This is a genomic window from Serratia sp. SSNIH1, assembly GCF_002935055.1.
GTDB lineage: Bacteria > Pseudomonadota > Gammaproteobacteria > Enterobacterales > Enterobacteriaceae > Serratia > Serratia nevei.
The window spans coordinates 3586244-3611655 of record NZ_CP026383.1; the positions used below are offsets into that span (position 1 = coordinate 3586244).

Genomic DNA, 25412 nt, shown 5'->3' on the forward strand with positions numbered 1-25412 from the left:
GCGTAAAAGTAAGTAAATAAAACCGCACCCCGTGCGGTTTTTTTGTTACCCTGATCACATAAAGCAAGCAATTGCTTTCTCAGATAAAAACAACATCACACCGGCGCCGTGGGTGTATCCTAATATAAAATACCTACTGTAAACGCAGAGTTGCCGCATCACGGCGACCGGCGCTGACGGGCTACGCTGTTTGAGAAGGAGTGCCACCCTCATGAAGTCGCAACACGATCCTGGCCGATCCACCAAATCTCGCCACACCGAATACTCGCTGATCTTCCCCATCGCCGCGCTGGTGGTGTTGAATCTGTGGAGCAGCACCACTCACTTTCCGCTGATCGTCGGCATCAATATTCTCGCGCTGGTGGGGATCCTCAGCAGCGCCTTCAGCGTGGTGCGCCACGCCGACGTGCTCGCCCACCGTTTGGGGGAACCCTACGGCTCGCTGATCCTCAGCCTGTCGGTGGTGATCCTCGAGGTCAGCCTGATCTCGGCGCTGATGGCCACCGGCGACGCCGCGCCGGCGCTGATGCGCGACACGCTGTATTCCATCATCATGATCGTTTCCGCCGGCCTGGTCGGTTTCGCGCTGCTGCTCGGCGGGCGCAAGTTCGCCACCCAGTACGTCAACCTGGGCGGTATTAAACAGTATCTGATGGCAATTTTCCCGCTGGCGGTGATCGTGCTGGTGTTCCCGAGCGCGCTGCCGGGCGGTAACTTCAGCACCGGGCAGGCGCTGCTGGTGGCGCTGATCTCCGCCGCCATGTATGGCGTGTTCCTGGTGATCCAGACCAAAACCCACCAGAGCCTGTTCGTGTACGAGCATGAAGACGACGATGGTGACCCGCACCACGGCAAGCCCTCTTCGCACAGCAGCGCCTGGCATGCCGCCTGGCTCGTCGTGCACCTGATCGCGGTTATCGCCGTCACCAAGTTCAACGCCAATCCGCTGGAAGGCCTGCTGACCAAGGTGAATGCGCCGGCGCAGTTCACCGGTTTCCTGGTGGCGCTGTTGATCCTGTCGCCTGAAGGGCTGGGCGCGCTGCGCGCCGTGTTGAACAATCAGGTGCAACGCGCCATGAACCTGTTCTTCGGTTCGGTGCTGGCGACCATCTCCCTGACGGTACCGGCGGTCACCATCATCGCCACCCTGACCGGGCAGACGCTGATCTTCGGGCTGCAAACGCCGCATATCGTGGTGATGCTGACGGTGTTGCTGCTGTGCCAGCTGTCGTTCTCGACCGGCCGCACCAACGTGCTGAACGGCACCGCCCACCTGGCGCTGTTCGCCGCCTACATGATGACTATCTTCGCCTGATCAAAAAGGGGCGCACACCGTGCGCCCCAGTCTTCGTTATACCGAGAAGAATATCGCCGCGGCGATCCCCCCGAACAAAATCCACTTGATGATGTAATAACCGGTGCGGTTCCAGGCCTTCAGGCGTTTCCCCACCCGGCGTATCGCATAGATGTATTTGAACATCTTATTGACGCCGCCGGTGCGATCGCCCTCTTCGTTCGGCGCGGTGGCGGCGCTCATCAGATTGCGCCCCAGCCAGTGGTTCACCGCCTGCGCCCAACGGTAGCGCATCGGCCGTTCGATGTCGCAGAACAGGATCAGACGATTCTGCCCGCTCTGATTTTCCGCGTAGTGCAGGTAAGTTTCATCGAACATCACGCCTTCACCGTCGCGCCAGCTGTAGCGCTCGCCGTCCACCTCAATAAAGCAGCGGTCATCGTTGGGGGTAATCAGCCCCAGGTGATAACGCAGTGAACCGGCGTAAGGATCGCGGTGGCGCGGCAAGCGGCTGCCGTCCGGCAGTTCGGCGAACATCGCCGCCTTGACCGAAGGCAGGCTGCGCAGCAGTTCAGTGGTCTGCGGGCACAGGGTCATGGCCGAAGGATGGCTGCCCTCATACCATTTCAGATAAAAGCGTTTCCAGCCGGTCTTGAAGAACGAGTTGAACCCGGCATCGTTGAATTGATCGGACGCTTTGATCTGCTGGATCTCCATCAGCTTCTGTCCTTCGTCGCGGATGGTTTCCCAATTCTCCCGCAGTACCGCCAGCTCAGGGAACTGCTCCGGCTTCAGGTACGGCGTGGTCGGCACGCGGGAAAACAGGTACATAAAGACGTTCAGCGGTGCGGTAAAGGTGGAATGGTCAGACAGCTGTCGCCACACGTTGTAGCGTACCCGCCCGCGGTAATGCACATAGACGACGCATAAAATAAGCAAAATCAGAATGATATATTTCATGTTTGAATCGCATCAAGGAACTCACGCTCAATGCGCCGCGCGGCGCACACCCCAGATAGTGTCCTTTTGGCGGCGCAGGCAAGTTGCGCGCCAATCTGGAACCCAATAATCATTATCGCTAACTCAACGAAAATCTATACAAAAAACCACAATAATTTACACAAAGGTTAAACGAGAGGGGAAATTGCGGAGATAAAAAAGGCTCCGAAGCGGCCTAGCAAAGATATATTAGTCATTTGAAGTAAAAGGATTTACTTCCAAGCGTGTCCACGCATTGACCACACTTCGAAAAAAGCCCCGGATTTCCGGGGTTTCTTCAATTGTCGCGGTAAGCGATGGCCTCGGAAATGCTTTTGCAGCCGTACGCGCTGATATAACCGAACGCGCGCAACCGCTGGCAAATCCCGGCCAGCGCCGTCGCCACCTCCAGCGGATCCAGCCCCGGCACGCCCAGAATACGAGGTTTCACACCGGTGACGGCCTGAGCAGTGAGCAAAGCTTTCATGCCGGTATAGCGGCCGTTTTCGTCCGCGCCGCCAATGATGTTTGACGTGGTTTCCGCTGCATCTTTGCCCTCTTCGACGCGCACAACAACCGTCACCGGCTTGCACTGGTCGCCAATGGCTGACAACGCTTTCGCCAGCGTGCCGGATTTCCCGGCCTTACCGGCAGCGGCAATCACATCGGTAATCAGTACCGGTGTGTTGAGCGGGAAAAGCTTCGGGTCGGCATCTTTGCCGGTGCAGACCATGCCGACGACAGCTGTCGAAACGGTAGAGATGACGCGCGTGCCGTCATTAATTTCGACGACGCGCACACCGTGATGATAATCGCCCATTAACTTGCTCCATGGTGAGTAGGTGCAAGCATGATGACGCCCGGCGCACCGGGCCGCACGCGGTAGGTGCTGGAAGGCCGACCAGACAACAGACCGGGCCGGATTGGAGAATTTTCAGGTAATAACGCTCGCATACACCATTTAACAATTCTATATTGGGCTACATAACCGAGTGGCAGGACTTTACCCAAAGATATAGGCGGTAAATCAATGTAATAGTTTTATCTAACGTTGTAATAATTAAAAACCTTGATAATTTAAGCAGCCAAATTTAATTATCTTTAAGCTGGTGCTTATAGCGTATTGAAGTTACATGGCCTCTTGATAAGGGACAGTTGAGTTGATATCAGAAAGTATCAACCGAGGATGAGGGGCAACCCAAGCCCCAATACTCACCCTCAACATAATAAATCACGTAAAATTCAAGGTAAATCTACAACATACTCATTTAAAAGAAAATGACTCACCTTCTTATAGATTTTATTGACAGATGCGCATTCCTCATGGCATTAATTAGTTGACGGCTATTTTTTGATATATGTTCCCTCATCAAGTGGACCGCTTTAGTCACATCACCGGAGCACATTGTTCTTAAAATCATTTCGTGCTCCTCATCACCATAAAAACCACCACCTTTAGAAAAATAACGCAATCGAGACAACTTATTTAAAACCTCATCGATAGTTCCAACAAAAAATCTATTCCCAGAAACCTTTGCCAACTCAACATGGAAGTTATAGCCATCAGGTTTGACTTTTCGTATGTCGGACAACATCACACTTAAACACTCAGTGGATTCGTTGTTACGCATAATATAGGAAACGACACCAGCCTCAATTGCTTCTCTATAAATGCAAATTTCTTCAATTTCATTATAATCAATCGGGGAGCAGATCCACTTTTTCCCCTCTCGCTCTACTAGCCCCTCATTTTGCAGGCGGACTAAAGCTTCTCTTATCGGTGTTCGAGAGACATTCAGAATGGTCTCCAACCATCTCTCAGTCAAACGTTCCCCCGGCGCTATATCCATTCTTATTATCATTTCACGCAGGGTGTTTAATGTTTGCATTTCGCCATCTTTTTTTATAATCATGTTCCCCTCACCCCAATAATTTAATAATAGTTTCAGTATCTAAAACCTCGGCCTGCATAGGTAGTATATCTTTCATTAGAAATCTGTGCACATGTTCTTCCCTATCTCCACAAGCATCTTCAGCAACAATTATCCTGTAATCCAAGTCAGATGCCTGTCTTACTGTCGATAGTATCACTCCGCTGGTACTTAGCCCAGCCAAAATCAGAGTTTTGACTTTGTTATTCTCAAGGTAACCCGAAAACTCAGATGAAGAAAATGCACTCACTCTATGTTTAATAAAAACCGATTCAGTCACCGATGGAATAATGCGTTCATCTAGACAAGTCCCTTCATCACCGATTTTAAGAATATCCAATTGTTTTATAGATGCAAATAGCTTATTCCACTCATCAATCTCTTCATATCTTTCGGAAAAGGCAACCTTGATATATAAAACTGGCACACCAGCCTCTCTAGCCTTTTCTCTTAACTTAAGAGTATTGATAATTGCACTTTCACTGACAGCAGTAGATACCATATTTTTAACAATGATCTGCTGAAAGTCCATAATAACAAAAACCGAATTAAAACTTAATTGCATAGATTTATTTACCATGTCTACTTATCAACTTGGCACTAAGATATGCTCCAAACATCATTATGATTGAAGTGTATAGAAATACAGGAGACAACCCTTGATAACCACCTATAAACCCTCCCATTAAAGGACCGACAACCTGTCCGCAGAACTGGGCCGAAACGGAAAAACCTAATATCTTACCCGCATTGTCATCATTAACATTCTTCTTGATTACTGCTGTAATACAAGGTAGTAGACCACCAAGGGCCAACCCCATTAAAAACCTCAATGCGATTAGCTGCCAACCATGGGTCACGAATGCTTGTGGAATAAGCAACAAGCCAGATACTAATAATGCGCTGGAGATCACTTTCTCATGTCCAATCCGATCTGCCAATTTACCTAACTGTGCTGCGGACAAAATACTTCCCAAAGCCGCTGCCGACATAACAAGGCCAGCAATAAATGTTGTATCTAACCCATTATTTGCAAGCTTATCAACATAAACTGTAATAATTGGCTCGATCGACATGTTTGCGAACATTAGCAAAAACGCCGTAATTAACATAGTAAATACGACACGATGATTCACTACAGGAGACTCATGCATCACATTCTTTTTATCTGAAAGCAATGCCGTTGTATGATTTTCTTTTACATAAAATGCTGTTAATAAAAATGATAAAAAAATCAGTATACCTGCCCCCCAAAATGTGGGGCGAATACCAATCAACGGTGGCATTACCCCACCGATAAGAGGTCCCATAAGATTACCGGCCATGACACCAGATGCTAAAACGCCTAAAGCCCACGCAGAACGAGCCTTAGGTGTTTGTATTGCAATCAATATAGTAGCTCCTGATGAATAGCCCCCTGCTAAACCAGCCAAAAGTCGTAGAAAAACTAGTTGCCAAATATTCGTAGCAAACCCCATAAGAGACATTACGATAGCCATACCTAAACTCGCCCTAACGAGCATAGATTTACGCCCATATTTATCTCCCAGATATCCCCATAATGGTGCAACAAGACCTGCTGCAAAAAACGTGGCACTAAACGCAATGCCAGACCACTGGACTACTTTTGTGTGCCCGACTACTCCTAACTCCTCCACATATACAGGCAAGAAAGGCAGCATCAGCGTCATTGCAAATACAGTTGTAAAAGCACCTAAAGTGCAAACTAACAAGTTGTTTTTCCAGTAGTTATCAATCAATTAAATCACCTCAAATCAACGACACTCAAAATCCAACCAAAATGGTATACCAAAACGGTATACAAAATCAATGTGGGTGAAGATGAAGCCAGCGCCTACTCAGCGACAATTAACTCGGTGTAAGTAAGTTTCCACTATCAATGTATAGGGGGAGGCAGACTAGATAACGATTTTGGGAGAGTTGTTGATTCTTGAAAGAATGACGATGGTTCGCGCCGATCAATAACGACGCATTGATCTATGCAATCAATTGCAGGGCTGCATGGTCGACAGTCTGGTTGAGTGGACGGACGTTAACCCCTATGCAAGCCGACCTTTCGATGACCGCCCGGTGTGGGTCGGCTATGACCCGGCGCACTCCGGCGACAGCGCCGGTTGTGTGGTGCTGGCCCCACCGATGATCACCGGCGGCAAATTCCGCATACTGGAGCGCCACCAGTGGAAAGGCATGGATTTCGCCACGCAGGCCGAATCCATCCGCAGGCTGACCGAAAAATACAACGTGGAATACATCGGTATCGACGCCACCGGCATCGGGCAAGGCGTTTTCCAACTGGTGCGCGCATTCTACCCGACCGCCCGCGAAATCCGCTACAGCGCCGAGGTGAAGACCGCCATGGTACTGAAGGCGAAAGACACCATCGGCAGCACCATCGGCAGCGGCAGCGGCAGCGGCAGCGGCAGGCTCGAATACGACACCGCGTATACCGACATCACCAAATCGTTTATGGCCATCCGCAAAACCATGACCGCCAGCGGCAGGGGCATGACCTACGAAGCGAGCCGCAGCGAAGAAGCCAGTCACGCCGATGTCGCGTGGGCCACCATGCACGCCCTGTTAAATGAACCGCTGACCGCCGCCAACGGCCAACCGTCTAAATCCATTCTGGACTTCAACCGATGAGCAAACGCAATCGCCGCAAGGCAAAAGAAAATCTGGCCGCCATCAAGCCGGACCAGAAAATGCAGGCGTTCACCTTTGGTGAGCCGTCGGCCGTGTTGGATCGCCGCGACATTCTGGATTACACGGAATGCGTCGGTAACGGTAAATGGATTGAGCCGCCCGTCAGCTTTTCCGGGCTGGCAAAAAGCCTGCGCGCCGCCGTGCACCACAGCTCACCCATTTACGTGAAGCGCCCTGATAAATGCGCATCAGCTACCGGACGCTGAGCCTCATAGCGGCAGGTCGACAGGGACAAACCTGTAAGCCTGCAGGCGCGACGTTGCGACAGACCGGTCGCATCACACATAAACTCAACGGCTTCTCGCTTCTGGCCTGTCGTCAGTACTTTCGCCCCAGAGCCACCTGAAGTGCCTCCTTATCCAGCATGGCTTCGGCAAATAGCTTCTTGAGGCGGGCGCTCTCCTCTTCAAGAGATTTAAGCCGCTTCACCTCAGGAACTTCCATGCCACCAAACTTCTTGCGCCAGGTGTAGAAAGTGGCATCGGAAATGGCGTGCTTACGGCAGAGCGCACGTGCAGAAACTCCGGCTTCCGCTTCGCGAAGAATATTGATGATCTGTTCGTCGGAAAAACGCTTCTTCATGGGGATGTCCTCATGTGGCTTATGAAGACATAACTAAATCGGGGTGTATTAATCAACGGGGAGCAGGTCACATGGGCAAGCATCCCATTCGTTACGCCATACATTCGCAACTCATTTCATGATGAACGGGGGCAATATCATCACGCTCCAGCGGATACTTGGCCATGCTCGGATTGAACAGACAATGAGCTACGCTCACTTTGCACCAGATTTTCTACAGGATGCAATTTCCTATAATCCGCCAGGAGGCAAAATCCATGTTTAGCGTCCACATCGCGTCCACACATAGATAGTTCCCTGAGGGTTATAGCTGTCTGCATTGCAACCTAACTATCTGTTTTATATAGATAATATTGATATTCAAGGCAAGAAAAAGGCCGCCGAAGCGGCCTTTCCATTAGCGGATAGGTTAACTGTAAGCGTTAAGCGTGCGCTGGCACAAAGCGGAGCGCACGCAGTCCTGTTTCTCAAAGCGGATAACGCCGATCATCTCGTCCTCTTCGAAGCGTTCCAGCGCGTCGCTGAGGCCGGATTTCACGCCGCGCGGCAAGTCGCACTGGGTCACGTCACCGTTAACGATAACCGTGACGTTTTCTCCCAGGCGGGTCAGGAACATTTTCATCTGGCTGGCGGTCACGTTCTGGGCTTCATCCAGGATAACGACCGCATTTTCGAAGGTGCGTCCGCGCATATAAGCGAACGGCGCAATCTCTACCTTGCCGATTTCGGGGCGCAGGCAGTACTGCATAAAGGAAGAGCCTAAACGGCGCACCAGAATGTCATACACCGGGCGGAAATAAGGCGCGAACTTCTCGGAGATATCACCCGGCAAGAAGCCAAGGTCTTCATCCGCCTGCAAAACAGGACGGGTAACGATAATCCGATCCACCTCTTTATGGATCAGCGCCTCCGCCGCCTTGGCGGCGCTGATGAATGTTTTGCCACAGCCGGCTTCGCCGGTGGCGAAGATCAGCTGCTTATTCTCTATGGCTGATAAGTAATGACCCTGAGCTTCGGTTCTAGCCTCGATGGGTGAGCTATCGCGCTTGTCTCGCGCCATGCCGATAGACTCGACTCCCCCCATTTGCACCAGCGAGGTCACAGACTCTTCTTCCAGCTGGCGATGACTACGAGCGTCACGACGAATAACGCGTTTCGCTTCACGACGTGCTTTGATCACTGCTTTCTGTCTACCCATAGTGGCACCTTACAGTTTGTTTCACCTACCGCAACGGCCAGGCCGCGCGATTATGTTTCACACACGTATTAGGTTTTGGCCTCCTCCGAGCCAATAAGAGCCAAGGGACAAGGTGAATCGACGGCAACGCTTAAGCGCCGTGTCTTCACGGACAACGCGGACTGCATCAATAAACGTGGAATAAAAAGTGATGAGATTCGATAGCGATAAGAGTGCGGGGTTGCCGGTAAAAGAGAGTCGGAGAGAGAACCCTCGTTACAACGAGAAATCAGGGGAGATGTGTTATTTTTTCTTTCCAGCCCAACCAAGGACTTTACCATTAGCGATCCCCGCAGTGATATTTACAGCTTCAAGCTGTGCACCGTGTGAAAACTACCGCCAGATGATTACAGTATAATGACATTCAATCCTGTCGCGTTACTAAAATGTAAAAAAATTTTATATCTTTTGTTTTCAGTTAGCGCAAAAACACTATATCACGCTCGGCACGTCATTCCAGAAAAATTTTTACCCTATAAATATCAATAAATTATAATTAAAAAGCGCGAATGACACTTTGGTTTACTGATTAAAATTTGCACAACCCAAAGTCGACGGGCCCTTCAGATTTTTTAATCCGCAGGCGACGAATTGAATTGAACTCCGTCGCTTAATGTCCCGCACAATAGGCAAGCCAACGTACAACGAGGCGGAAGATCCCGCCTCGTCATTGCGCGCTCAGGCTTTGAGTAGACCGCTGGCCAAATAGTCGCCGCCCTCTTTCACACCCGGCAATACGAAGAAATACCCGCCGCCGATCGGCTTGATGTATTCTTCCAGCGCTTCGCCGTTGAGCCTTTTTTGCACCGTCAGGAATCCTTTTTCCAGATCGGCCTGATAGCAGACGAACAGCAGCCCCATTTCCAGCTGCCCGGCATTGGAAACGCCAAGGGAATAGCTGTAGCCACGCCGCAGCATCAGGTTGCTTTGGCTTTCCGGCGTGCGGGGGTTAGCCAACCGGATGTGCGCGTCCATCGGGATCACCTTGCCGTCGGGATCGTTCGCGTAGTTCGGCTCGTCATGTTCATGCTTCATGCCGAGCGGCGCGCCGCTGTGCTTTTCGCGGCCGAAAATGGTTTCCTGCTCCTGCAGCGGCGTGCGATCCCAAAACTCCACGCGGAAGCGAATAATACGCGCTGCCTGGTAGCTGCCGCCCGCCGTCCACGCCGGCTCGCCGACGTTGTCGCCGACCCACACCACCTTATCCATCAGCGGTTTGTCGTCGGTTTTCGGGTTGGCGGTGCCGTCTTTGAAGCCCAGCAGGTTGATCGGCGTCTCTTTGCCTTTGCTGCGCGCCGCATGCGCGGAGATAAACCCTTCGCGCTTCCAGCGCACGCTGAGCAGATCCGGCGAATGCTTGATGATGTCGCGCAGTGCGTGAATCACCGTTTCATTGGTGTTGGCGCAGATCTGCAGCAGCAGATCGCCGTGGCAAAGCCCGGCGTCCAGCGCATCGTTGGGGAAGCGGGTCATTTTCTGCAACCGCAGCGGCTTTTGCGCCTGCAGGCCAAAGCGTTCGTCGAACAGCGATGCGCCGACCGAGACGGTGATGGTCAGGTTGTCCGGGTAAATCTCCGGCCCCATGATCCCCGAATCGAGCGGCGGCAATTTGGCGTCCACCTCCGGCGCCTTGCCGCCGTGGGTCAGGAACGCGATGCGGTCGGTCAGCAGCCGGAACAGGCGCTCCAGATCCGCTTTGCTGGTCGCCAGCACGTCGAACGCCACCAGCATCATCGCCGCCTGTTGCGGGGTCAGCACCCCGGCCTGATGGCGGCCATAAAACGGCTGTTTCTGCCAGCGCTCATCCTGCGGCGCCGCCAACGGCTCTGCCGCTTTGTCCGCCGCCTGCACCAGGCGGCTGCCGCCCAGTGCCAGCGCGCTCAGCCCCAGCCCCTGCAGCAAACGGCGGCGTGAAGGGGATGCCGCCTCCTGAGAGTGCGGGTGAGGCCCGTTATTCGGGCCTGCCTTGTTGCTCATAACCGTATGCCTCAGTCCAGACCCAATACGCCGCGCAGTTGGGAAAGGTCTTCCGCCAGCGTGGTGATCGGCCCTTTCAACGCATTGCGGTCGGCATCGGTCAGCTTCTCATAGGACTCATACCCCTCTTTGGTTTGGTACTTCGCCAAAATGGTGTCGACGGTTTTGAAGTTGGCGTCGATCTTGTCCAGCAGCGGCTTGTTGGCCTTAACCAACAGCGGGCGCAGCAGGTTGACGATCTTCTGCGCGCCGTCGACGTTGGCCTGGAAATCCCACAGGTCGGTGCGGCTGTAACGGTCTTCTTCACCGCTGATCTTACTGGCCGCCACTTCTTCGATCAGCCCGGCTGCGCCGCCCACCACCTTGCTCGGCGGGAAGGTCAGTTCACCCACGCGTTTTTGCAGTTCAACGGTGTCGTGATACAGACGATCGGCATATTTGCCCATGTCTTTGGTCGAGTTGTCGGCAAACAGCGCCTTCTCCAGACGGTGGAAGCCGGTAAAGTTCGGATCCGCCGATTTCTTCTCGTAGTCGTCTTCACGGGCGTCGATGCTGCCGTCCAGATCGGAGAACAGCTCGGCGATCGGCTCGATGCGCTCATAGTGCTGGCGGGTCGGCGCGTACAGCTTGCGCGCTTGCTCCACGTTGCCGGCCTTCACCGCGTCGGTGAACAGCTTGGTCTGTTTCACCAGCCCGTCGACTTCTTTGATGACGTAGACCTTGTATTCGGCGATCGGGCCAACCAGATCCAGCGCGTTCGGTTTGCCGTCGGTGGCGCCGTTGGTTGCCGCGGTGACGGTCAGTTTACCTTTCGGGTTGCTCAGCAGCCCGCAGGTCATGTCGTATTCGCCCGCTTCCAGCGTGGCGGTCATTTTCTGGGTGAAGCCCGGCGCGATGTTTTCGCGCTCTTCCACCACCATCACCCCTTTCAGGATTTCCCATTCGACGTTTTTCTGGCTGGTGTTATGCACCACAAACTGCGTCTTGCCGGCCGGCACCGTCAGCTGCATCGGTTCGCACTGCTTGTCGTTGACCGTGACCTTGACCTGCGGCACGTCCGCCGCCAACGCGTCGATGCTCAGCGCAAACGCCGGGATAGCCAGTAATGCTGCGTGCAACGCCTTGCGGCGAAATAACGGAGTAGACATACGAGATTCCCTATTAAACATTAATGATTGATTTTACGTTGCGCCGGGGCCGCTGCCGGCTCCGCGCGCTGCGGCAGGAAAAAGAAAATCAGCGCCGGGATCAGATACAGGAAATAGACGGCCACTTCGCTGACCGTCGGCGCTTCCTGATAACCGAGAATGCCTTCCAGCAGGGTGCCGAACAGCGAATGGGTCGATAGTGTACTGCTGAAATCGAAGGCGATGTCCTGGAAGTGGTTCCACAGGCCGGCTTCGTGGAAGGCGCGGATCGCCCCGGCGGCCAGGCCGGCGGCGACGAACAGAATGAACAGGCTGGTCCATTTGAAAAACTTGGCCAGGTGCAGCTTCACCCCGCCCCAATAAATCATCATGCCCAGCACGATGGCGGCCACCAGGCCGAGCACCGCGCCGATCGGCGCCGCGGCGCCCACGTCTTGCTGGAATGCCGCCAACAGGAAGAACACCGACTCCAGCCCTTCGCGCGCTACGGCGAAGAACACCATCGCCACCAGCGCCCAACCCTGCCCTTTACCGGCGCTGAGCGCCTGATCGATCGCCCCTTCCAGATGCATCTTGACCGACTTGGACACCTTACGCATCCAGAACACCATATAGGTGAGGATCCCCACCGCCACCACCGCCACGATCCCCTCGAACAGCTCCTGCTGCTTCTGCGGGAACTCGCCGGTGGTTTCATTGATGAAGATACCGAGCGCCAGACACAGCGCCGCAGCGACAATCACGCCGATCCACACCGCGCCCAGCCATTGGCTGCGCTGCGTGCGCTTCAGGTAGCTGGCGATCAGGCTGACGATCAGCGCGGCCTCCAGCCCCTCACGGAACATGATAAGAAAGGGAACGAACATAAATAATCACCCCTGAAAAGACCGCGGCGGCAGAGACGGTGGTTGCAAAATGAGCCGCGGCGACTATGTAAAGAAACGTAAAAACCAACGAGAGTGATTATCATTCTGCCAAGAATAAATACAAGAGGCATGACGGTGATTTTTTCTAATCAAATGTCGCCAGGTGTTACAGCCGGATGACGGCGATCGGCAGGCAAAAAAAGGGGCGCTCTGCGCGCCCCTTACCGACTGACATCGAACGACGTTACACCGTTTTGTACTCGGCTTCCGCCTGATCGAAACGCTCGGTCATGGTGGCGGAAGGCTGGCGGCCCATCAGGCTCACCACCACGATGGCGAGGCAGCCCAGGATGAAGCCCGGGATGATTTCATACAGCCCCAGCCATTCGTACTGTTTCCAGACGATCACCGTCACCGCACCGACCAGCATGCCGGCCAACGCGCCGTTGCGGGTCATGCGCGACCACATCACCGAAATCAGCACCACCGGACCGAAGGCGGCGCCGAAACCGGCCCAGGCGTAGCTCACCAGGCCCAGCACGCGGTTCTCCGGGTTGGCCGCCAGCGCGATGGCGATCAACGCCACCACCAGCACCATCACGCGGCCGACCCACACCAGCTCGCGCTGGCTGGCGCCTTTACGCAGGAACGCCTTGTACAGGTCTTCGGTGATCGCGCTGGAGCACACCAGCAGCTGGCAGCTCAGGGTACTCATGACCGCCGCCAGAATCGCCGACAGCAGCACGCCCGCTACCCATGGGTTGAACAGCAGCATCGCCAGTTCGATGAACACACGCTCCCCGTTCTGCGACACGTTACCGGCTTGACCCGGGTTGTTGGCGAAGTAAGCAATACCGAAGAAACCGACGGCGATGGTGCCGGCCAGGCACAGGATCATCCAGGTCATGCTGATGCGACGCGCGCTGCGGATGGTGCGGTGAGAATCCGCCGCCATGAAACGCGCCAGGATGTGCGGCTGGCCGAAGTAGCCCAGGCCCCACCCCAGCAGCGACAGGATGGCGACGAAGTTCAGCCCTTTCAGCATGTCGAGGTTAGCCGGGTTTTGCGCCTGGATCACCAGCATCGAAGTATCGATGCCGCCAACGGCGAAGATGACGATCACCGGCGTCAGGATCAGCGCGAAAATCATCAGGCTGGCCTGCACGGTATCGGTCCAGCTTACCGCCAGGAAACCGCCGATAAAGGTGTAGAGGATGGTCGCCGCGGCGCCGGCCCACAGGGCGGTTTCGTAGCTCATGCCGAAGGTGCTTTCGAACAGGCGCGCGCCGGCTACGATGCCGGAGGCGCAGTAAATGGTGAAGAACACCAGGATGACGATGGCCGAGATCACGCGCAGCAGCTTGCTGTTGTCTTCAAAGCGGCTGGTGAAATAATCCGGCAACGTCAGGGCGTTGTTGTTGGCTTCGGTATGTACGCGCAGCCTTCCTGCCACCAGCTTCCAGTTCAGGTAAGCGCCGATGGTCAGGCCGATAGCGATCCAGCTTTCGGAGATGCCGGAGAGGAAGATGGCGCCCGGCAGGCCCATCAGCAACCAGCCGCTCATGTCGGAAGCGCCGGCGGACAGCGCGGTCACCACGCTGCCCAAACTGCGGCCGCCGAGAATATAGTCATCAAAGTTGTTGGTTGCCCGGTAGGCAAGCAGGCCGATCAGCACCATCCCGAAAATGTACACCAGGAAGGTCACCAGCATAGGTGTGCTCATTGTCATTTAATTCTCCACTTTCATTATTATTCGCGTTTCGCTCCGGCCAAGCCGGCGCCGGTAAACCCACGCGCAATGCATTTCACTGGCCGCCGCGCCGGAACGTGGCGCAGCCTGCGAGCAAGTGCAGGTAAAATAGTTTCTGCCCGTAATTGTTGACCGTCGGTTATCCTAGATGAGCCTTTCATCAACCAACAAGATATTTAACAACAAAGTTACACAAAGTTTACCCTGCGTCACATTTACCGGGCCCAAAGGTTGCACTCACGACAAGCAAAATGAGTTGCACCTGGTTATTACCCTTATATACCGCAAGGTAAAGCGTCTGCGGCAGCATAAACCCCGCCGCATTCGCTCAATAACGCAACATTCGTGCCAACTGCCCATGTTAAAAAATCGATGAAACTCACACTTCGCTCATCAGCCTGATTTAACAAGGTTGCACAAAGTTGCAACATGCAGGATATTGTCTGCATTCTTGACACCACACATCTCACGAACCTATCCCAACAGGCTTTCCGGCCTGCTGTTTGTCTAGCCTGATGGGATAGGTTCTAAACACAGGAGTTGGATTGGCATGGGCACTACCACAATGGGCGTGAAACTCGACGAGGCAACACGCGACCGGATCAAGAGCGCCGCACAGCGTATCGATCGCACGCCGCACTGGCTCATCAAGCAGGCCATCTTTAATTACCTCGAGCGTCTCGAGAGCGGTTCCGATATTCCTGAAATTCCAGCGCTGGCCGCTGCGGGCCAGCCTGAAGCGGACGACATTATGCCGCAAGCGCAGGAAGAGTCACACCAGCCATTCCTCGATTTCGCCGAACAAATTCTGCCGCAGTCGGTTACCCGCGCCGCCATCACCGCCGCTTATCGTCGCCCGGAGACCGAAGCGGTGCCGATGTTGCTCGAACAGGCGCGATTACCCGCCGATCTTGCACAGGCCACTCACAAAATGGCCTATGGCATCGCCGAGAAGTTGCGTAACCAAAAAAGTGCAAACGGCCGCGCCGGCATGGTGCAAGGCCTGCTGCAAGAGTTCTCCCTCTCTTCGCAGGAAGGCGTGGCGCTGATGTGCCTGGCGGAAGCGCTGCTGCGCATTCCGGACAAACCGACCCGCGATGCCCTGATCCGCGACAAGATCAGCAACGGCAACTGGCACTCGCACCTCGGGCGCAGCCCGTCGCTGTTCGTCAACGCCGCGACCTGGGGCCTGCTGTTCACCGGCAAGCTGGTGTCCACGCATAACGAAGCCAATCTGTCCCGTTCGCTGAACCGCATTATCGGCAAGAGCGGCGAACCGCTGATCCGCAAAGGCGTGGACATGGCGATGCGCCTGATGGGCGAACAGTTCGTGACCGGCGAAACCATCGCCGAAGCGCTGGCCAACGCGCGCAAGCTCGAAGAAAAAGGCTTCCGCTACTCCTACGACATGCTGGGCGAAGCCGCCCTGACCGAAGCCGACGCCCAGGCCTACCTGGTTTCCTACCAGCAGGCGATCCACGCCATCGGCAAAGCCTCCAACGGCCGTGGCATCTATGAAGGCCCCGGCATCTCCATCAAGCTGTCCGCCCTGCACCCGCGCTACAGCCGCGCGCAGTACGAACGCGTCATGGAAGAGCTCTACCCGCGCCTACTGTCGCTGACCCTGCAGGCACGCCAGTACGATATCGGCATCAACATCGACGCCGAAGAGGCCGACCGCCTGGAGATCTCGCTCGATCTGCTGGAGAAGCTGTGCTTCGAACCGCAGCTGGCCGGCTGGAACGGCATCGGCTTCGTGATTCAGGCCTACCAGAAACGCTGCCCGTTCGCCATCGACGCGGTGATCGACATGGCGCAACGCAGCCGCCGTCGTCTGATGATCCGTCTGGTGAAGGGCGCCTACTGGGACAGCGAAATCAAACGCGCCCAGATGGACGGCCTGGAAGGCTACCCGGTCTACACCCGCAAGGTCTATACCGACGTTTCCTACCTGGCCTGCGCCCGCAAGCTGCTGTCGGTGCCGAACCTGATCTATCCGCAGTTCGCGACCCACAACGCCCATACCCTGAGCGCCATCTATCATCTGGCCGGCAACAACTACTACCCTGGCCAGTATGAGTTCCAGTGCCTGCACGGTATGGGTGAGCCGCTGTACGAGCAGGTGGTGGGTAAAGTGGCCGACGGCAAACTGAACCGCCCTTGCCGCATCTATGCGCCGGTCGGTACCCATGAAACGCTGCTGGCTTATCTGGTGCGCCGCCTGCTGGAAAACGGCGCCAACACCTCGTTCGTCAACCGCATCGCCGATGCCACCCTGCCGCTCGACGAGCTGGTGGCCGATCCGGTCAGCGCCGTGGAAGCGCTGGCGGCCAGCGAAGGCCAGATCGGCCTGCCGCATCCGCGCATTCCGCTGCCGCGCGAGCTGTACGGCGAGAAACGCACTAACTCCAGCGGTCTGGATCTGTCCAACGAACAGCGTCTGGCCTCGCTCTCCAGCGCCCTGCTCACCAGCGCCAGCCATCCGTGGCGCGCGGAACCGATCATCGATGCCGAATTGGATCAGGGCGTGGAGCAACCGGTGATCAACCCGGCCGAGCCGGGCGATGTGGTCGGCTACGTACGTGAAGCCACCGAAGGCGAAGTCAGCCGTGCGCTCGACGCCGCCGCGGCCGCCGGCCCAATCTGGTTCGCTACGCCGCCGACGGAGCGCGCCGCGATCCTCGAACGCGCCGCCGAGTTGATGGAGAGTCAGCTGCAAAGCCTGCTGGGCATTCTGGTGCGTGAAGCGGGTAAAACCTTCAACAACGCCATCGCCGAAGTGCGCGAAGCGGTGGACTTCCTGCACTACTACGCCGGCCAGGTGCGCGACGATTTCGCCAACGACAGCCACCGTCCGCTGGGCCCAGTGGTCTGCATCAGCCCGTGGAACTTCCCGCTGGCGATCTTCACCGGCCAAATCGCCGCGGCGCTGGCGGCGGGCAACAGCGTGCTGGCCAAACCGGCCGAGCAAACGCCATTGGTAGCCGCGCAGGCAGTGCGCATCCTGCTGGAAGCCGGCATTCCACAAGGCGTGCTGCAGCTGCTGCCGGGCCAGGGTGAAACCGTCGGCTCAACGCTGGTTAACGACGCCCGCGTCCGCGGCGTGATGTTCACCGGCTCCACCGACGTCGCCGGCATTCTGCAGCGCAGCATCGCCGGCCGTCTGGATCCGCAAGGCCGTCCGACGCCGCTGATCGCCGAAACCGGCGGCCTGAACGCCATGATCGTCGACTCCTCCGCCCTGACCGAACAGGTGGTGACCGACGTGGTGGCCTCCGCCTTCGACAGCGCCGGCCAGCGCTGCTCCGCGCTACGTATCCTGTGCATTCAGGAAGACGTGGCCGAGCACACGCTGCAAATGCTGCGCGGCGCGATGGCCGAATGCCGCATGGGCAACCCGGAGCGCCTGTCTACCGACGTGGGCCCGGTGATCGACGCCGAAGCCAAAACCGGCATCGAACGCCACATCCAGGCGATGCGCGCCAAAGGCCGCAAGGTGTACCAGGCCGCCAAAGGCAGCGCGCAGGATGAGAAAGAGTGGGCGCGCGGCACCTTCATCAAGCCGACGCTGATCGAGCTCGACAGCTTCGACGAGCTGCAAAAAGAGATCTTTGGCCCGGTGCTGCACGTGGTGCGCTTCCAGCGCAACAATCTGGACGCGCTGGTCGATCAGATCAACGCCGCCGGTTATGGCCTGACGCTGGGCATTCACACCCGTATCGATGAAACCATCGCCCGGGTGACCGAACGCGCCAAGGTCGGCAACCTGTATGTCAACCGTAACATGGTTGGTGCGGTGGTCGGCGTACAGCCGTTCGGCGGCGAAGGCCTGTCGGGCACCGGCCCGAAAGCCGGCGGCCCGCTGTACCTGTACCGTCTGCTGGCCAACCGTCCGGACGACGCGCTGCAGCGTACGCTGCACCGTCAGGACGATGAGCGCCCGATGGAAGCCACGGCGCGGCCGCAGCTGTTGGGCGCGCTGCAATCGCTGGAGAAATGGGCGGTCACCAGCCAACACGGCGAACTGGCGGCATTGGCGCAGCGCTATGCGGAACTGGGCCAGGGCGGCACCGTACGCCCGCTGCCGGGCCCGACCGGCGAGCGCAATACCTATGCCCTGCTGCCGCGTGAACGCGTGCTGTGCCTGGCGGATAACGAAGCCGACGCGCTGATCCAGTTGGCCGCCGTGCTGGCGGTCGGCAGCAGCGCGCTGTGGCCGGAAGCGGAACTGCAGCGCAATCTGTTCCGCCGCTTGCCGAACGATGTGCAGGCGCGCATCGCCTTCAGCAAAGACTGGCAGCAGGACAAGGTCGAGTTCGACGCCGCCATCTACCACGGCGATGCCGACCAGCTGCGCACCCTGTGCGAGCAGATCGCGCAGCGCGGCGGCGCCATCGTCTCGGTGCAGGGCTTCGCCCACGGTGAAACCAACATCCTGTTGGAACGCCTGCTGATCGAGCGTTCGCTGAGCGTCAACACCGCCGCCGCCGGCGGTAACGCCAGCCTGATGACCATCGGTTAACGCATCGTCAAGGCGGCCATGCATGGCCGCCTGATTGGCTCACTGCTACGTAAACCCTGCACTTGTGCAGGGTTTTTTATTGCCCGCAGCCCGGTCAGCCGTTAGCGTCTTGCTATCCTGGCACGAGGATGCGGCGCCTCATGGGCGATAACAACAGGGTGAACTCAGAACGAATTAGTCTGCTTGCAAACCGTGGCAGAACGCTACTCGTCACATTGACTCTCGGGTTCGGCAACACCCGGGATACGGTAGCCGCAGCGGGTTTCTCGCCGCCGCCGCGCGAAACGAGTTGTTGAAAACGGAGTGAATGCGAACGGGGGAAGCTCCCCCCCGCCGTCTTATTGATTCAAGAATTTGTCGAGGAATTGCTGAGTGCGCTGGTGCTGCGGGTTGGCGAACAGCGCTTTGGCCGGGCCCTGTTCAACGATGCGGCCGTGGTCCATAAAGATAACTCGGTCCGCCACGTCGCGGGCAAAGCTCATCTCATGGGTGACGATCACCATGGTGCGTTTCTCTTCCGCCAATGAGCGCATGGTATTGAGCACTTCCCCCACCAGCTCGGGATCGAGCGCCGACGTCGGCTCATCAAACAAGATCACCTCCGGCTGCATCGCCAGCGCGCGCGCAATAGCCACTCGCTGCTGTTGGCCGCCGGACAGCCGCCGCGGATACGCCTGCTCCTTGCCGCTCAACCCCACCTTGGCCAGCAACGCGCGAGCCCGCTGTTCCGCGCTGGCTTTCGCCTCGCCCTTGACGATAACCGGCCCTTCGATGATGTTTTCCAACACCGAACGGTGCGGGAACAGGTTGAAGTTCTGGAACACGAAACCGACCTGCTGGCGCAGCGCTCGCACCTGATTTTTCTGTTTGCTCAACGGCTTGCTGCCGTCGATCAGGATATCACCGACGCGAATGGTGCCGGAATCCGGCTCCTCCAGCAGGTTAATGCAGCGCAATAAGGTGGTTTTCCCCGAGCCGCTCGGCCCGATGATCGCCACCACTTCGCCGGCGTCCACCGCCAGATCGATCCCATGCAGCACCGTCTGACCCTTAAACTGCTTGGTCAATTGCTTAACTTCAATGGCACTCATGCACTACTCCTGATCCTGGCGATTAACGTGGGCTTCCAGACGGTTTTGCAGCGCGGAAAGCAGGGTCGCCATCACCCAGTAAATCAGCGATGCCGCCAGGTACATGGTGAACACTTCCAGCGTGCGCGAGGTGATCAGCTGCGCCTGACGGAACAGTTCCGGCACCTGAATGGTGGCGGCCAGCGAGGTGTCTTTCACGAGGCCGATGAAGCTGTTGCCCAGCGGCGGCAAGGCGGTGCGCGCCGCCTGCGGCAGGATCACTCGGCGCAGGGTTTGCCAACGGGTCATGCCGATGCTGGCGGCGGCTTCCCACTGCCCTTTGTCGATCGACGAAATCGCCGCACGCAGCGTTTCCGAGGTGTAGGCGGCGGTATTGAGCGACAGGCCAATCAGCGCCGCCGGGAAAGGATCGAACTCGATGCCGAACTGCGGCAGACCGTAGTAGATCATAAACAGCTGGGCGATCAACGGCGTGCCGCGGAACAGCGACACGTAAATGCGCGACAGCCACGACAGCGGCCACAGCGGCGAAAGGCGCATCAGCGCCAGCAGAAAACCGAGCAGCAACCCCAACGCCATGCCGCCCAGGCTGAGCTGAAGCGTCAGTATTGCGCCCTTCAATAAAAATGGCGCTGAATCCAGCGCCAGTTGAATACTTTCGTGCATTATTTAGTTACGTCCGCGCCAAACCATTTCTCGGAGATCTTCGCCAGCGTGCCGTCTTTTTGCATCTCGGCGATCGCCTGGTCAATCGCGGCCAGCAGCTCTGGGTTGTTCTTGCGCAGCGCCACGCCGGACTCCTGACGAGAGAACGCCGGGCCGGCTACCGCCAGCGTATCGCCGGTTTTCTTCACCAGATCCAGCGCCGCCAGGCGATCCACCAGAATGGCGTTAATGCGGCCAACGCGCAGATCCTGATACTTGGTCGGGTCGTCGTCGTAGGTGCGAACATCTACGCCCTGCACGTTCGCGCGCAGCCATTGCTCATAGTTGGTGCCCAGGCCAACGCCGACCTTCTTGCCCTTCAGGTCTTCCGGCTTGGTGATGGTGCCTTCGTTGCCTTTTTTCACCAGCGCCTGAATACCGGAAACGGTGTAAGGGGTGGAGAAGTCATATTTCTTCTTGCGCTCATCGGAGAGCGTCACCTGGTTGATGACCACGTCGATGCGCTTCGAATCCAGCGAAGCCAGCATGCCGTCCCACTTGGTCGGGTTCAGCTTGGCTTTCACGCCCAGGTGTTCCGCCAGCGCGTTGGCGAAATCCACTTCGAAACCGGCCAGCTTGCCGTCTTCCCCCTGGAAGCTGAACGGCGGATAGGTGCCTTCCAGGCCGACGATCAGCGTGCCGCGCTGCTTCACCTGCTGCAGCAGATTGTCGGCAGCGTAGGTTTGGGTCGCCAAACCGGCGGCCAACGCGACGCCCACCACGCCCAACAGCCATTGACGACGAACTTTTGCAAACATCATAAACACCCCTGTGTGTTATTTATCTTTTTTGATATCAGCACTTTAACAGTGCGACTGCCCGCATAAAGGAATATAACTTTATAAATATAGTTCAAAATGGAATAACAAGCGGTGTTTACACCTGCGGATGGTAGGCGAACAGCGCCGGCGCGCCGCCGGTGTGAACGAACAGAATAGGGCCTTCATCGCGGAAGCGCCGCTGGGCAATGCCGTCGATCAAACCGGCCATCGCTTTGCCGGTGTATACCGGATCCAGCAATACGCCCTCTTGCTGCGCCAGCAGCTGCACCGCCGCCATGCCCTCTTCGTTCGGCATGCCGTACTGCGGCGCGAAGTAATCGTCCCACAGCGCGATCGGCGCCAGTTCGTCGATATTCAGCGAACAGGCCAGAGCTTTCTGGATCTGCTCCACCTTCGGCAGCTGATCGATCACGGTGCGCGAGACGGTCACGCCGATCAGTTCGGTTTCCGGCAGCAGCTGCTGCAGCCCCACCGCCAGCCCGGCGTGGGTGCCGGCGCTGCCGGACGCCACCACCACCGAACTGAACGCCACATTGCTGCGTTGGCTCTGCTCGGCGATTTCCAATGCGCACTGCACGTATCCCAGCGCGCCCAGAGCATTGGAGCCGCCCACCGGCACCACGTAAGGGCGAAAGCCCTGCGCCTCAAGGCGCGTCGCCAGTTCCGCCAGCTGCTGCTGCGGATCGTGCAGCGCTTCGCACATCACCACCTCGGCGTTGAACAGGCCGAGCAACAGGCGGTTGCCGTTGGTCAGGTAGTTTTCCGCGCGGGTATCGATAGGGTTTTCCAGCAGCGCGACGCAGTGCAGGCCCAGTTTCGCCGCCACCGCCGCCGTCTGGCGCACGTGGTTGGATTGAATGGCGCCGGCGGTGACCAGCGTATCGGCACCTTGACGCAGCGCGTCGGCGGCCAAAAACTCAAGCTTTCTCAGCTTGTTGCCGCCCATGGCCATAGGAGTGACATCGTCACGTTTAAGGTAGATTTCGCGGCCGAGGTAGTCGGAGAGACGGGACAGCTTTTCGAGCGGTGTGGCGGTGCCAACCAGATCCAGACGCGGGAATTGCGCCAGTTGTTGTTGCAGGTTCACTACTTCCCCCCAGGGAATCGAATATCGACATCAGATAAGCGATAGATTTATCAGATGTGAACTGAATAATCATCCTTTATCACGGGGGAAACAGCAGGCCCCGGCCCAACGGCCGGGGAAAAGTCTCAGTAACTGCGCTGCCAGGCGAGATACTGATCGTATTTGCGCAGCGCAATGCGGTAGTTGTTGTGCGCCGCGGTAGGCAGATCGTCGATGATGCGCTGATGGCTGGCGCTGCTGGCGAACTTGTCCGCCGGGTAGTTGCGCGCCACCAGCATTTCGTCCAGCCGGCGCAGCCGCACCACATACTCACGGATGGTGCTGTGGCTCATCTCGGTCTGCTCGAACAGATACTGTTTGAACGCCATGATGTCGAAATAGCTGGGGTGGCTGTTGCAGGAGATCTCGCTGCAGAAGCGGCACAGCGCGGTCAGCTCGTGCTGCACGTTTTGCCAGACCGCATCGTCGATCGGCTGATCCATGCGCGCGATGGCTTCTTTATTGATAATCTTGCCGCGAAACACCAGCGCCATGCGGTCCAACAGTTTGCCGCACTGGGAGCAATGGGTCTGGCTGTGCTTGTAGTCTTTCAGGTAACGGCTAAGCGGCCGTTTCTTCAACAGTATTCCTGGCATAAAGGGCAGTCCGATTGTCGCATGAGTCATCGAGTTGAGGGGCGGTAGGCCGCCGTCAGGTATCGTTCGCCAGCCGCGCGCGCAGCCGTTTGATCGCCTGACTGTGCAATTGGCTGACGCGGGATTCCCCGACGTCCAGCACGGCGCCGATCTCTTTGAGATTCAACTCTTCCTGGTAATACAGCGTCAGCACCATTTTTTCGCGCTCCGGCAACGCCTCGATGGCGTCGATCACCCGCTGGCGCAGGCTGCCTTCCAACAGGTGATGCAGCGGGTTGGCCTCTTCATGCCCTTCCAGCATCGGTTCCGCGTTCTCGCCATGCTCCTCGCGCCATTCGTCGTAGGAGAAAAGCTGGCTGTTATTGGTGTCCAACAGAATTTGACGGTACTCATCCAGCGAGATATTCAGCGTCTGCGCCACTTCCGTCTCGCTCGCCGGACGGCCATAACGCTGTTCCAGTTGCCGCATCACCTGCGCGACCTCGCGCGCATGGCGCCGCACGCTGCGCGGCACCCAGTCGCGGCTGCGCAGTTCGTCGAGCATCGCGCCGCGAATGCGTTGCACCGCATAGGTGGTAAAGGCGGTTCCCTGTAGGGCGTCATAACGCTCAACGGCGTTCAATAACCCGATTCCCCCGGCCTGCAGCAAGTCGTCAAGCTCCACGCTGGCGGGCAACCTGACCTGCAGGCGCAACGCCTCGTGGCGCACTAACGGGACGTAGCGCAGCCAGAGAGAATTTTTGTCCATCACGCCTTCGGCGGTATACAGATCGCTCACTATGTCTTAAACCTGCGGATAAGAGAGTCAGCGCTATTATGCGTAGGGGGCGAAATGCCAATCGGCTGAACAGTCGCACAAAACGGGCTTTATTTGCGCCATGTAATAACCGCGCGGTGCGCGAGCATAAAAAAACCCCGCCGAAGCGGGGTTTCTTTGCGACAGTTAATCGGGAGAGACGATTAACGCAGCAGGGACAGCACGTTCTGAGTAGACTGGTTAGCCTGTGCCAGAACAGAGGTGCCAGCCTGTTGCAGGATGTTGGCACGGCTCATGTTGGACACTTCGGTCGCGTAATCAGCATCCTGGATACGGGACTGAGAAGCGGACAGGTTGTTCACGGTGCTGTTCAGGTTCTTGATAACAGAATCGAAACGGTTCTGTACCGCACCCAGGGAAGAACGCAGGGAGTCAACCTGAGACAGCGCTTTGTCCAGGGTAGCCAGTGGATCAGGCATGTTTACAGCTGCGCCCCCCTTAGCGAAGGTAACTTTTGCTGGAACGTCTGCAGTTGGAGGTGTTGCAGTTGGGTCACCAGCAACTGCAGCGGTAAATGTAGCCTTAGCTTCGGTATAAGACTTCTTACCGTCAGTGCCGGTAGACTCAATCATGTACAGAGCCTTTCCGTCTTTATCGGTACCAGATACAAATTTTTCGTTGGCAGCTAAACCGGTTGGGGCAACAACAGTAGCGTCAACGGTAGTGCCAGCGTTATCGTACTTGATGGTTGAGCCATCAACGATCTGAGAACCAACTTTGTTGCCTTTGTCGGTCACGTTGAAGGTATCCAGACCCAGTTGCTTAGCGTCGATTTTTTTCAGGTCAATATCGATGGTTTCGCCGTCGTTAGCGCCAACCTGAATGGTCAGTTTCTGATCGCTGCTCAGCACTTTCACGCCGTTGAAATCGGTCTGCTCGGAGATACGGTTGATTTCAGACAGACGCTGAGTGATTTCGTCCTGGATGGATTTCAGGTCGCTGGAAGAGTTGGAACCGTTCTGCGCCTGTACGGTCAGACGACGAATGTTCTGCAGGTTGTCGTTAACTTCGTTCAGTGCGCCTTCAGTGGTCTGCGCCAGGGAGATACCGTCGTTGGCGTTGCGAGAAGCCTGAGTCAGGCCCTTGATGTTCGCGGTGAAACGGTTGGAGATCGCCTGACCCGCAGCATCGTCTTTCGCGCTGTTGATACGCAGACCGGAAGACAGACGCTCAATCGCAGAGCCCAGAGAAGACTGAGATTTGTTCAGGTTGTTCTGCGCCATCAGCGACAGGCTGTTAGTGTTGATTACTTGTGCCATTGTTTGCTTTCCTTACGAGTCAGTTGC

Annotated in this window: 18 protein-coding genes and 6 pseudogenes; 6 read left to right on the forward strand and 18 right to left on the reverse strand. The window is 56.7% G+C overall.

All coding sequences use genetic code 11. The annotated features are described in order from the left end of the window. Positions 1 to 211: 211 nt before the first annotated feature. Positions 212 to 1315: a sodium-potassium/proton antiporter ChaA gene (gene chaA / locus C3F38_RS17350; protein WP_038876929.1), complete on the forward strand. Its 1104-nt coding sequence runs from the start codon at positions 212 to 214 to the stop codon at positions 1313 to 1315. Positions 1316 to 1351: 36 nt separating this feature from the next. On the opposite strand, the gene lpxO is transcribed toward chaA, so the two are convergent. The 5 genes and pseudogenes from lpxO to C3F38_RS17375 all read right to left on the reverse strand — a co-directional run bounded on the left by lpxO (position 1352) and on the right by C3F38_RS17375 (position 5963). Next, complete coding sequence (gene lpxO, locus C3F38_RS17355) at positions 1352 to 2254, reverse strand: lipid A hydroxylase LpxO (protein ID WP_103767408.1); 903 nt, start codon at positions 2252 to 2254, stop codon at positions 1352 to 1354. Positions 2255 to 2573: 319 nt separating this feature from the next. Beyond that, positions 2574 to 3092: pseudogene (locus C3F38_RS17360) on the reverse strand (phage tail sheath subtilisin-like domain-containing protein); the annotation flags it as partial. A gap of 463 nt (positions 3093 to 3555) precedes the next feature. Beyond that, entirely contained in the window at positions 3556 to 4185 is a 630-nt protein-coding gene (locus C3F38_RS17365) for a GntR family transcriptional regulator (protein WP_055316317.1), read from the reverse strand. A 7-nt stretch (positions 4186 to 4192) separates the two neighbouring features. Continuing rightward, positions 4193 to 4768: a cysteine hydrolase family protein gene (locus tag C3F38_RS17370; protein ID WP_060433314.1), complete on the reverse strand. Its 576-nt coding sequence runs from the start codon at positions 4766 to 4768 to the stop codon at positions 4193 to 4195. A 4-nt stretch (positions 4769 to 4772) separates the two neighbouring features. Then, the gene (locus tag C3F38_RS17375) at positions 4773 to 5963 is read right to left on the reverse strand and encodes an MFS transporter (protein ID WP_055316322.1); all 1191 of its coding nucleotides are present in this window, start codon (positions 5961 to 5963) and stop codon (positions 4773 to 4775) included. 250 nt (positions 5964 to 6213) lie between these two features. On the opposite strand from C3F38_RS17375, the pseudogene C3F38_RS17380 reads away from it, so the two are divergent. Together C3F38_RS17380 and C3F38_RS17385 are read left to right on the forward strand one after the other, a co-directional pair. Continuing rightward, a pseudogene (locus C3F38_RS17380) lies at positions 6214 to 6867 on the forward strand (oxidoreductase); the annotation flags it as partial. Further along, a pseudogene (locus C3F38_RS17385) lies at positions 6864 to 7100 on the forward strand (Presumed portal vertex protein); the annotation flags it as partial. The pseudogenes C3F38_RS17380 and C3F38_RS17385, both read left to right, overlap by 4 nt. On the opposite strand, the pseudogene C3F38_RS17390 reads toward C3F38_RS17385, so the two are convergent. Continuing rightward, positions 7091 to 7509: pseudogene (locus C3F38_RS17390) on the reverse strand (transposase); the annotation flags it as partial. The pseudogenes C3F38_RS17385 and C3F38_RS17390 overlap by 10 nt on opposite strands. Before the next feature lie 73 nt (positions 7510 to 7582). Between C3F38_RS17390 and C3F38_RS17400 the strand changes: the two are divergent. After that, a pseudogene (locus tag C3F38_RS17400) lies at positions 7583 to 7774 on the forward strand (tyrosine-type recombinase/integrase); the annotation flags it as partial. A gap of 144 nt (positions 7775 to 7918) precedes the next feature. Here C3F38_RS17400 and phoH read toward each other — a convergent pair. The 5 genes from phoH to putP all read right to left on the reverse strand — a co-directional run bounded on the left by phoH (position 7919) and on the right by putP (position 14466). Beyond that, complete coding sequence (phoH, locus tag C3F38_RS17405) at positions 7919 to 8707, reverse strand: phosphate starvation-inducible protein PhoH (protein WP_015378226.1); 789 nt, start codon at positions 8705 to 8707, stop codon at positions 7919 to 7921. A 717-nt stretch (positions 8708 to 9424) separates the two neighbouring features. After that, positions 9425 to 10723: an iron uptake transporter deferrochelatase/peroxidase subunit gene (gene efeB, locus C3F38_RS17410; protein WP_047730480.1), complete on the reverse strand. Its 1299-nt coding sequence runs from the start codon at positions 10721 to 10723 to the stop codon at positions 9425 to 9427. Between the two features lie 11 nt (positions 10724 to 10734). Continuing rightward, the gene (efeO, locus tag C3F38_RS17415) at positions 10735 to 11871 is read right to left on the reverse strand and encodes an iron uptake system protein EfeO (protein ID WP_047730479.1); all 1137 of its coding nucleotides are present in this window, start codon (positions 11869 to 11871) and stop codon (positions 10735 to 10737) included. A gap of 20 nt (positions 11872 to 11891) precedes the next feature. Beyond that, entirely contained in the window at positions 11892 to 12737 is an 846-nt protein-coding gene (gene efeU, locus C3F38_RS17420) for an iron uptake transporter permease EfeU (RefSeq protein WP_047730478.1), read from the reverse strand. Between the two features lie 244 nt (positions 12738 to 12981). Continuing rightward, positions 12982 to 14466, reverse strand: coding sequence for a sodium/proline symporter PutP (gene putP, locus C3F38_RS17425; RefSeq protein ID WP_038876917.1), 1485 nt, complete (start codon positions 14464 to 14466; stop codon positions 12982 to 12984). A 571-nt stretch (positions 14467 to 15037) separates the two neighbouring features. On the opposite strand from putP, the gene putA reads away from it, so the two are divergent. Then, positions 15038 to 19009, forward strand: coding sequence for a trifunctional transcriptional regulator/proline dehydrogenase/L-glutamate gamma-semialdehyde dehydrogenase (putA, locus tag C3F38_RS17430; protein ID WP_055312424.1), 3972 nt, complete (start codon positions 15038 to 15040; stop codon positions 19007 to 19009). 214 nt (positions 19010 to 19223) lie between these two features. Next, positions 19224 to 19316: pseudogene (locus C3F38_RS26625) on the forward strand (type II toxin-antitoxin system HicB family antitoxin); the annotation flags it as partial. Positions 19317 to 19347: 31 nt separating this feature from the next. On the opposite strand, the gene tcyN reads toward C3F38_RS26625, so the two are convergent. From tcyN to C3F38_RS17465, 7 genes are all read right to left on the reverse strand, one after another. Continuing rightward, positions 19348 to 20100 carry an L-cystine ABC transporter ATP-binding protein TcyN gene (gene tcyN, locus C3F38_RS17435; protein ID WP_038876913.1) on the reverse strand — a complete coding sequence of 251 codons (753 nt, stop codon included), beginning with the start codon at positions 20098 to 20100 and terminating at the stop codon, positions 19348 to 19350. Positions 20101 to 20103: 3 nt separating this feature from the next. After that, positions 20104 to 20766: a cystine ABC transporter permease gene (tcyL, locus tag C3F38_RS17440; RefSeq protein ID WP_025303237.1), complete on the reverse strand. Its 663-nt coding sequence runs from the start codon at positions 20764 to 20766 to the stop codon at positions 20104 to 20106. After that, a complete protein-coding gene (tcyJ, locus tag C3F38_RS17445) occupies positions 20766 to 21566 on the reverse strand; it encodes a cystine ABC transporter substrate-binding protein (protein ID WP_055312425.1) in 801 nt (266 codons plus the stop codon). The genes tcyL and tcyJ overlap by 1 nt, the downstream gene beginning before the upstream one ends. A 115-nt stretch (positions 21567 to 21681) precedes the next feature. Continuing rightward, on the reverse strand, positions 21682 to 22674 hold the full coding sequence (locus C3F38_RS17450; RefSeq protein WP_025303239.1) for a D-cysteine desulfhydrase: 993 nt from the start codon (positions 22672 to 22674) through the stop codon (positions 21682 to 21684). Between the two features lie 125 nt (positions 22675 to 22799). Then, a complete protein-coding gene (gene fliZ, locus C3F38_RS17455) occupies positions 22800 to 23309 on the reverse strand; it encodes a flagella biosynthesis regulatory protein FliZ (RefSeq protein WP_025303240.1) in 510 nt (169 codons plus the stop codon). Between the two features lie 55 nt (positions 23310 to 23364). After that, a complete protein-coding gene (locus C3F38_RS17460; protein ID WP_004934752.1) occupies positions 23365 to 24087 on the reverse strand; it encodes an RNA polymerase sigma factor FliA in 723 nt (240 codons plus the stop codon). Between the two features lie 182 nt (positions 24088 to 24269). Then, positions 24270 to 25385 carry a flagellin FliC gene (locus C3F38_RS17465; RefSeq protein WP_055316326.1) on the reverse strand — a complete coding sequence of 372 codons (1116 nt, stop codon included), beginning with the start codon at positions 25383 to 25385 and terminating at the stop codon, positions 24270 to 24272. Positions 25386 to 25412 lie beyond the last annotated feature (27 nt).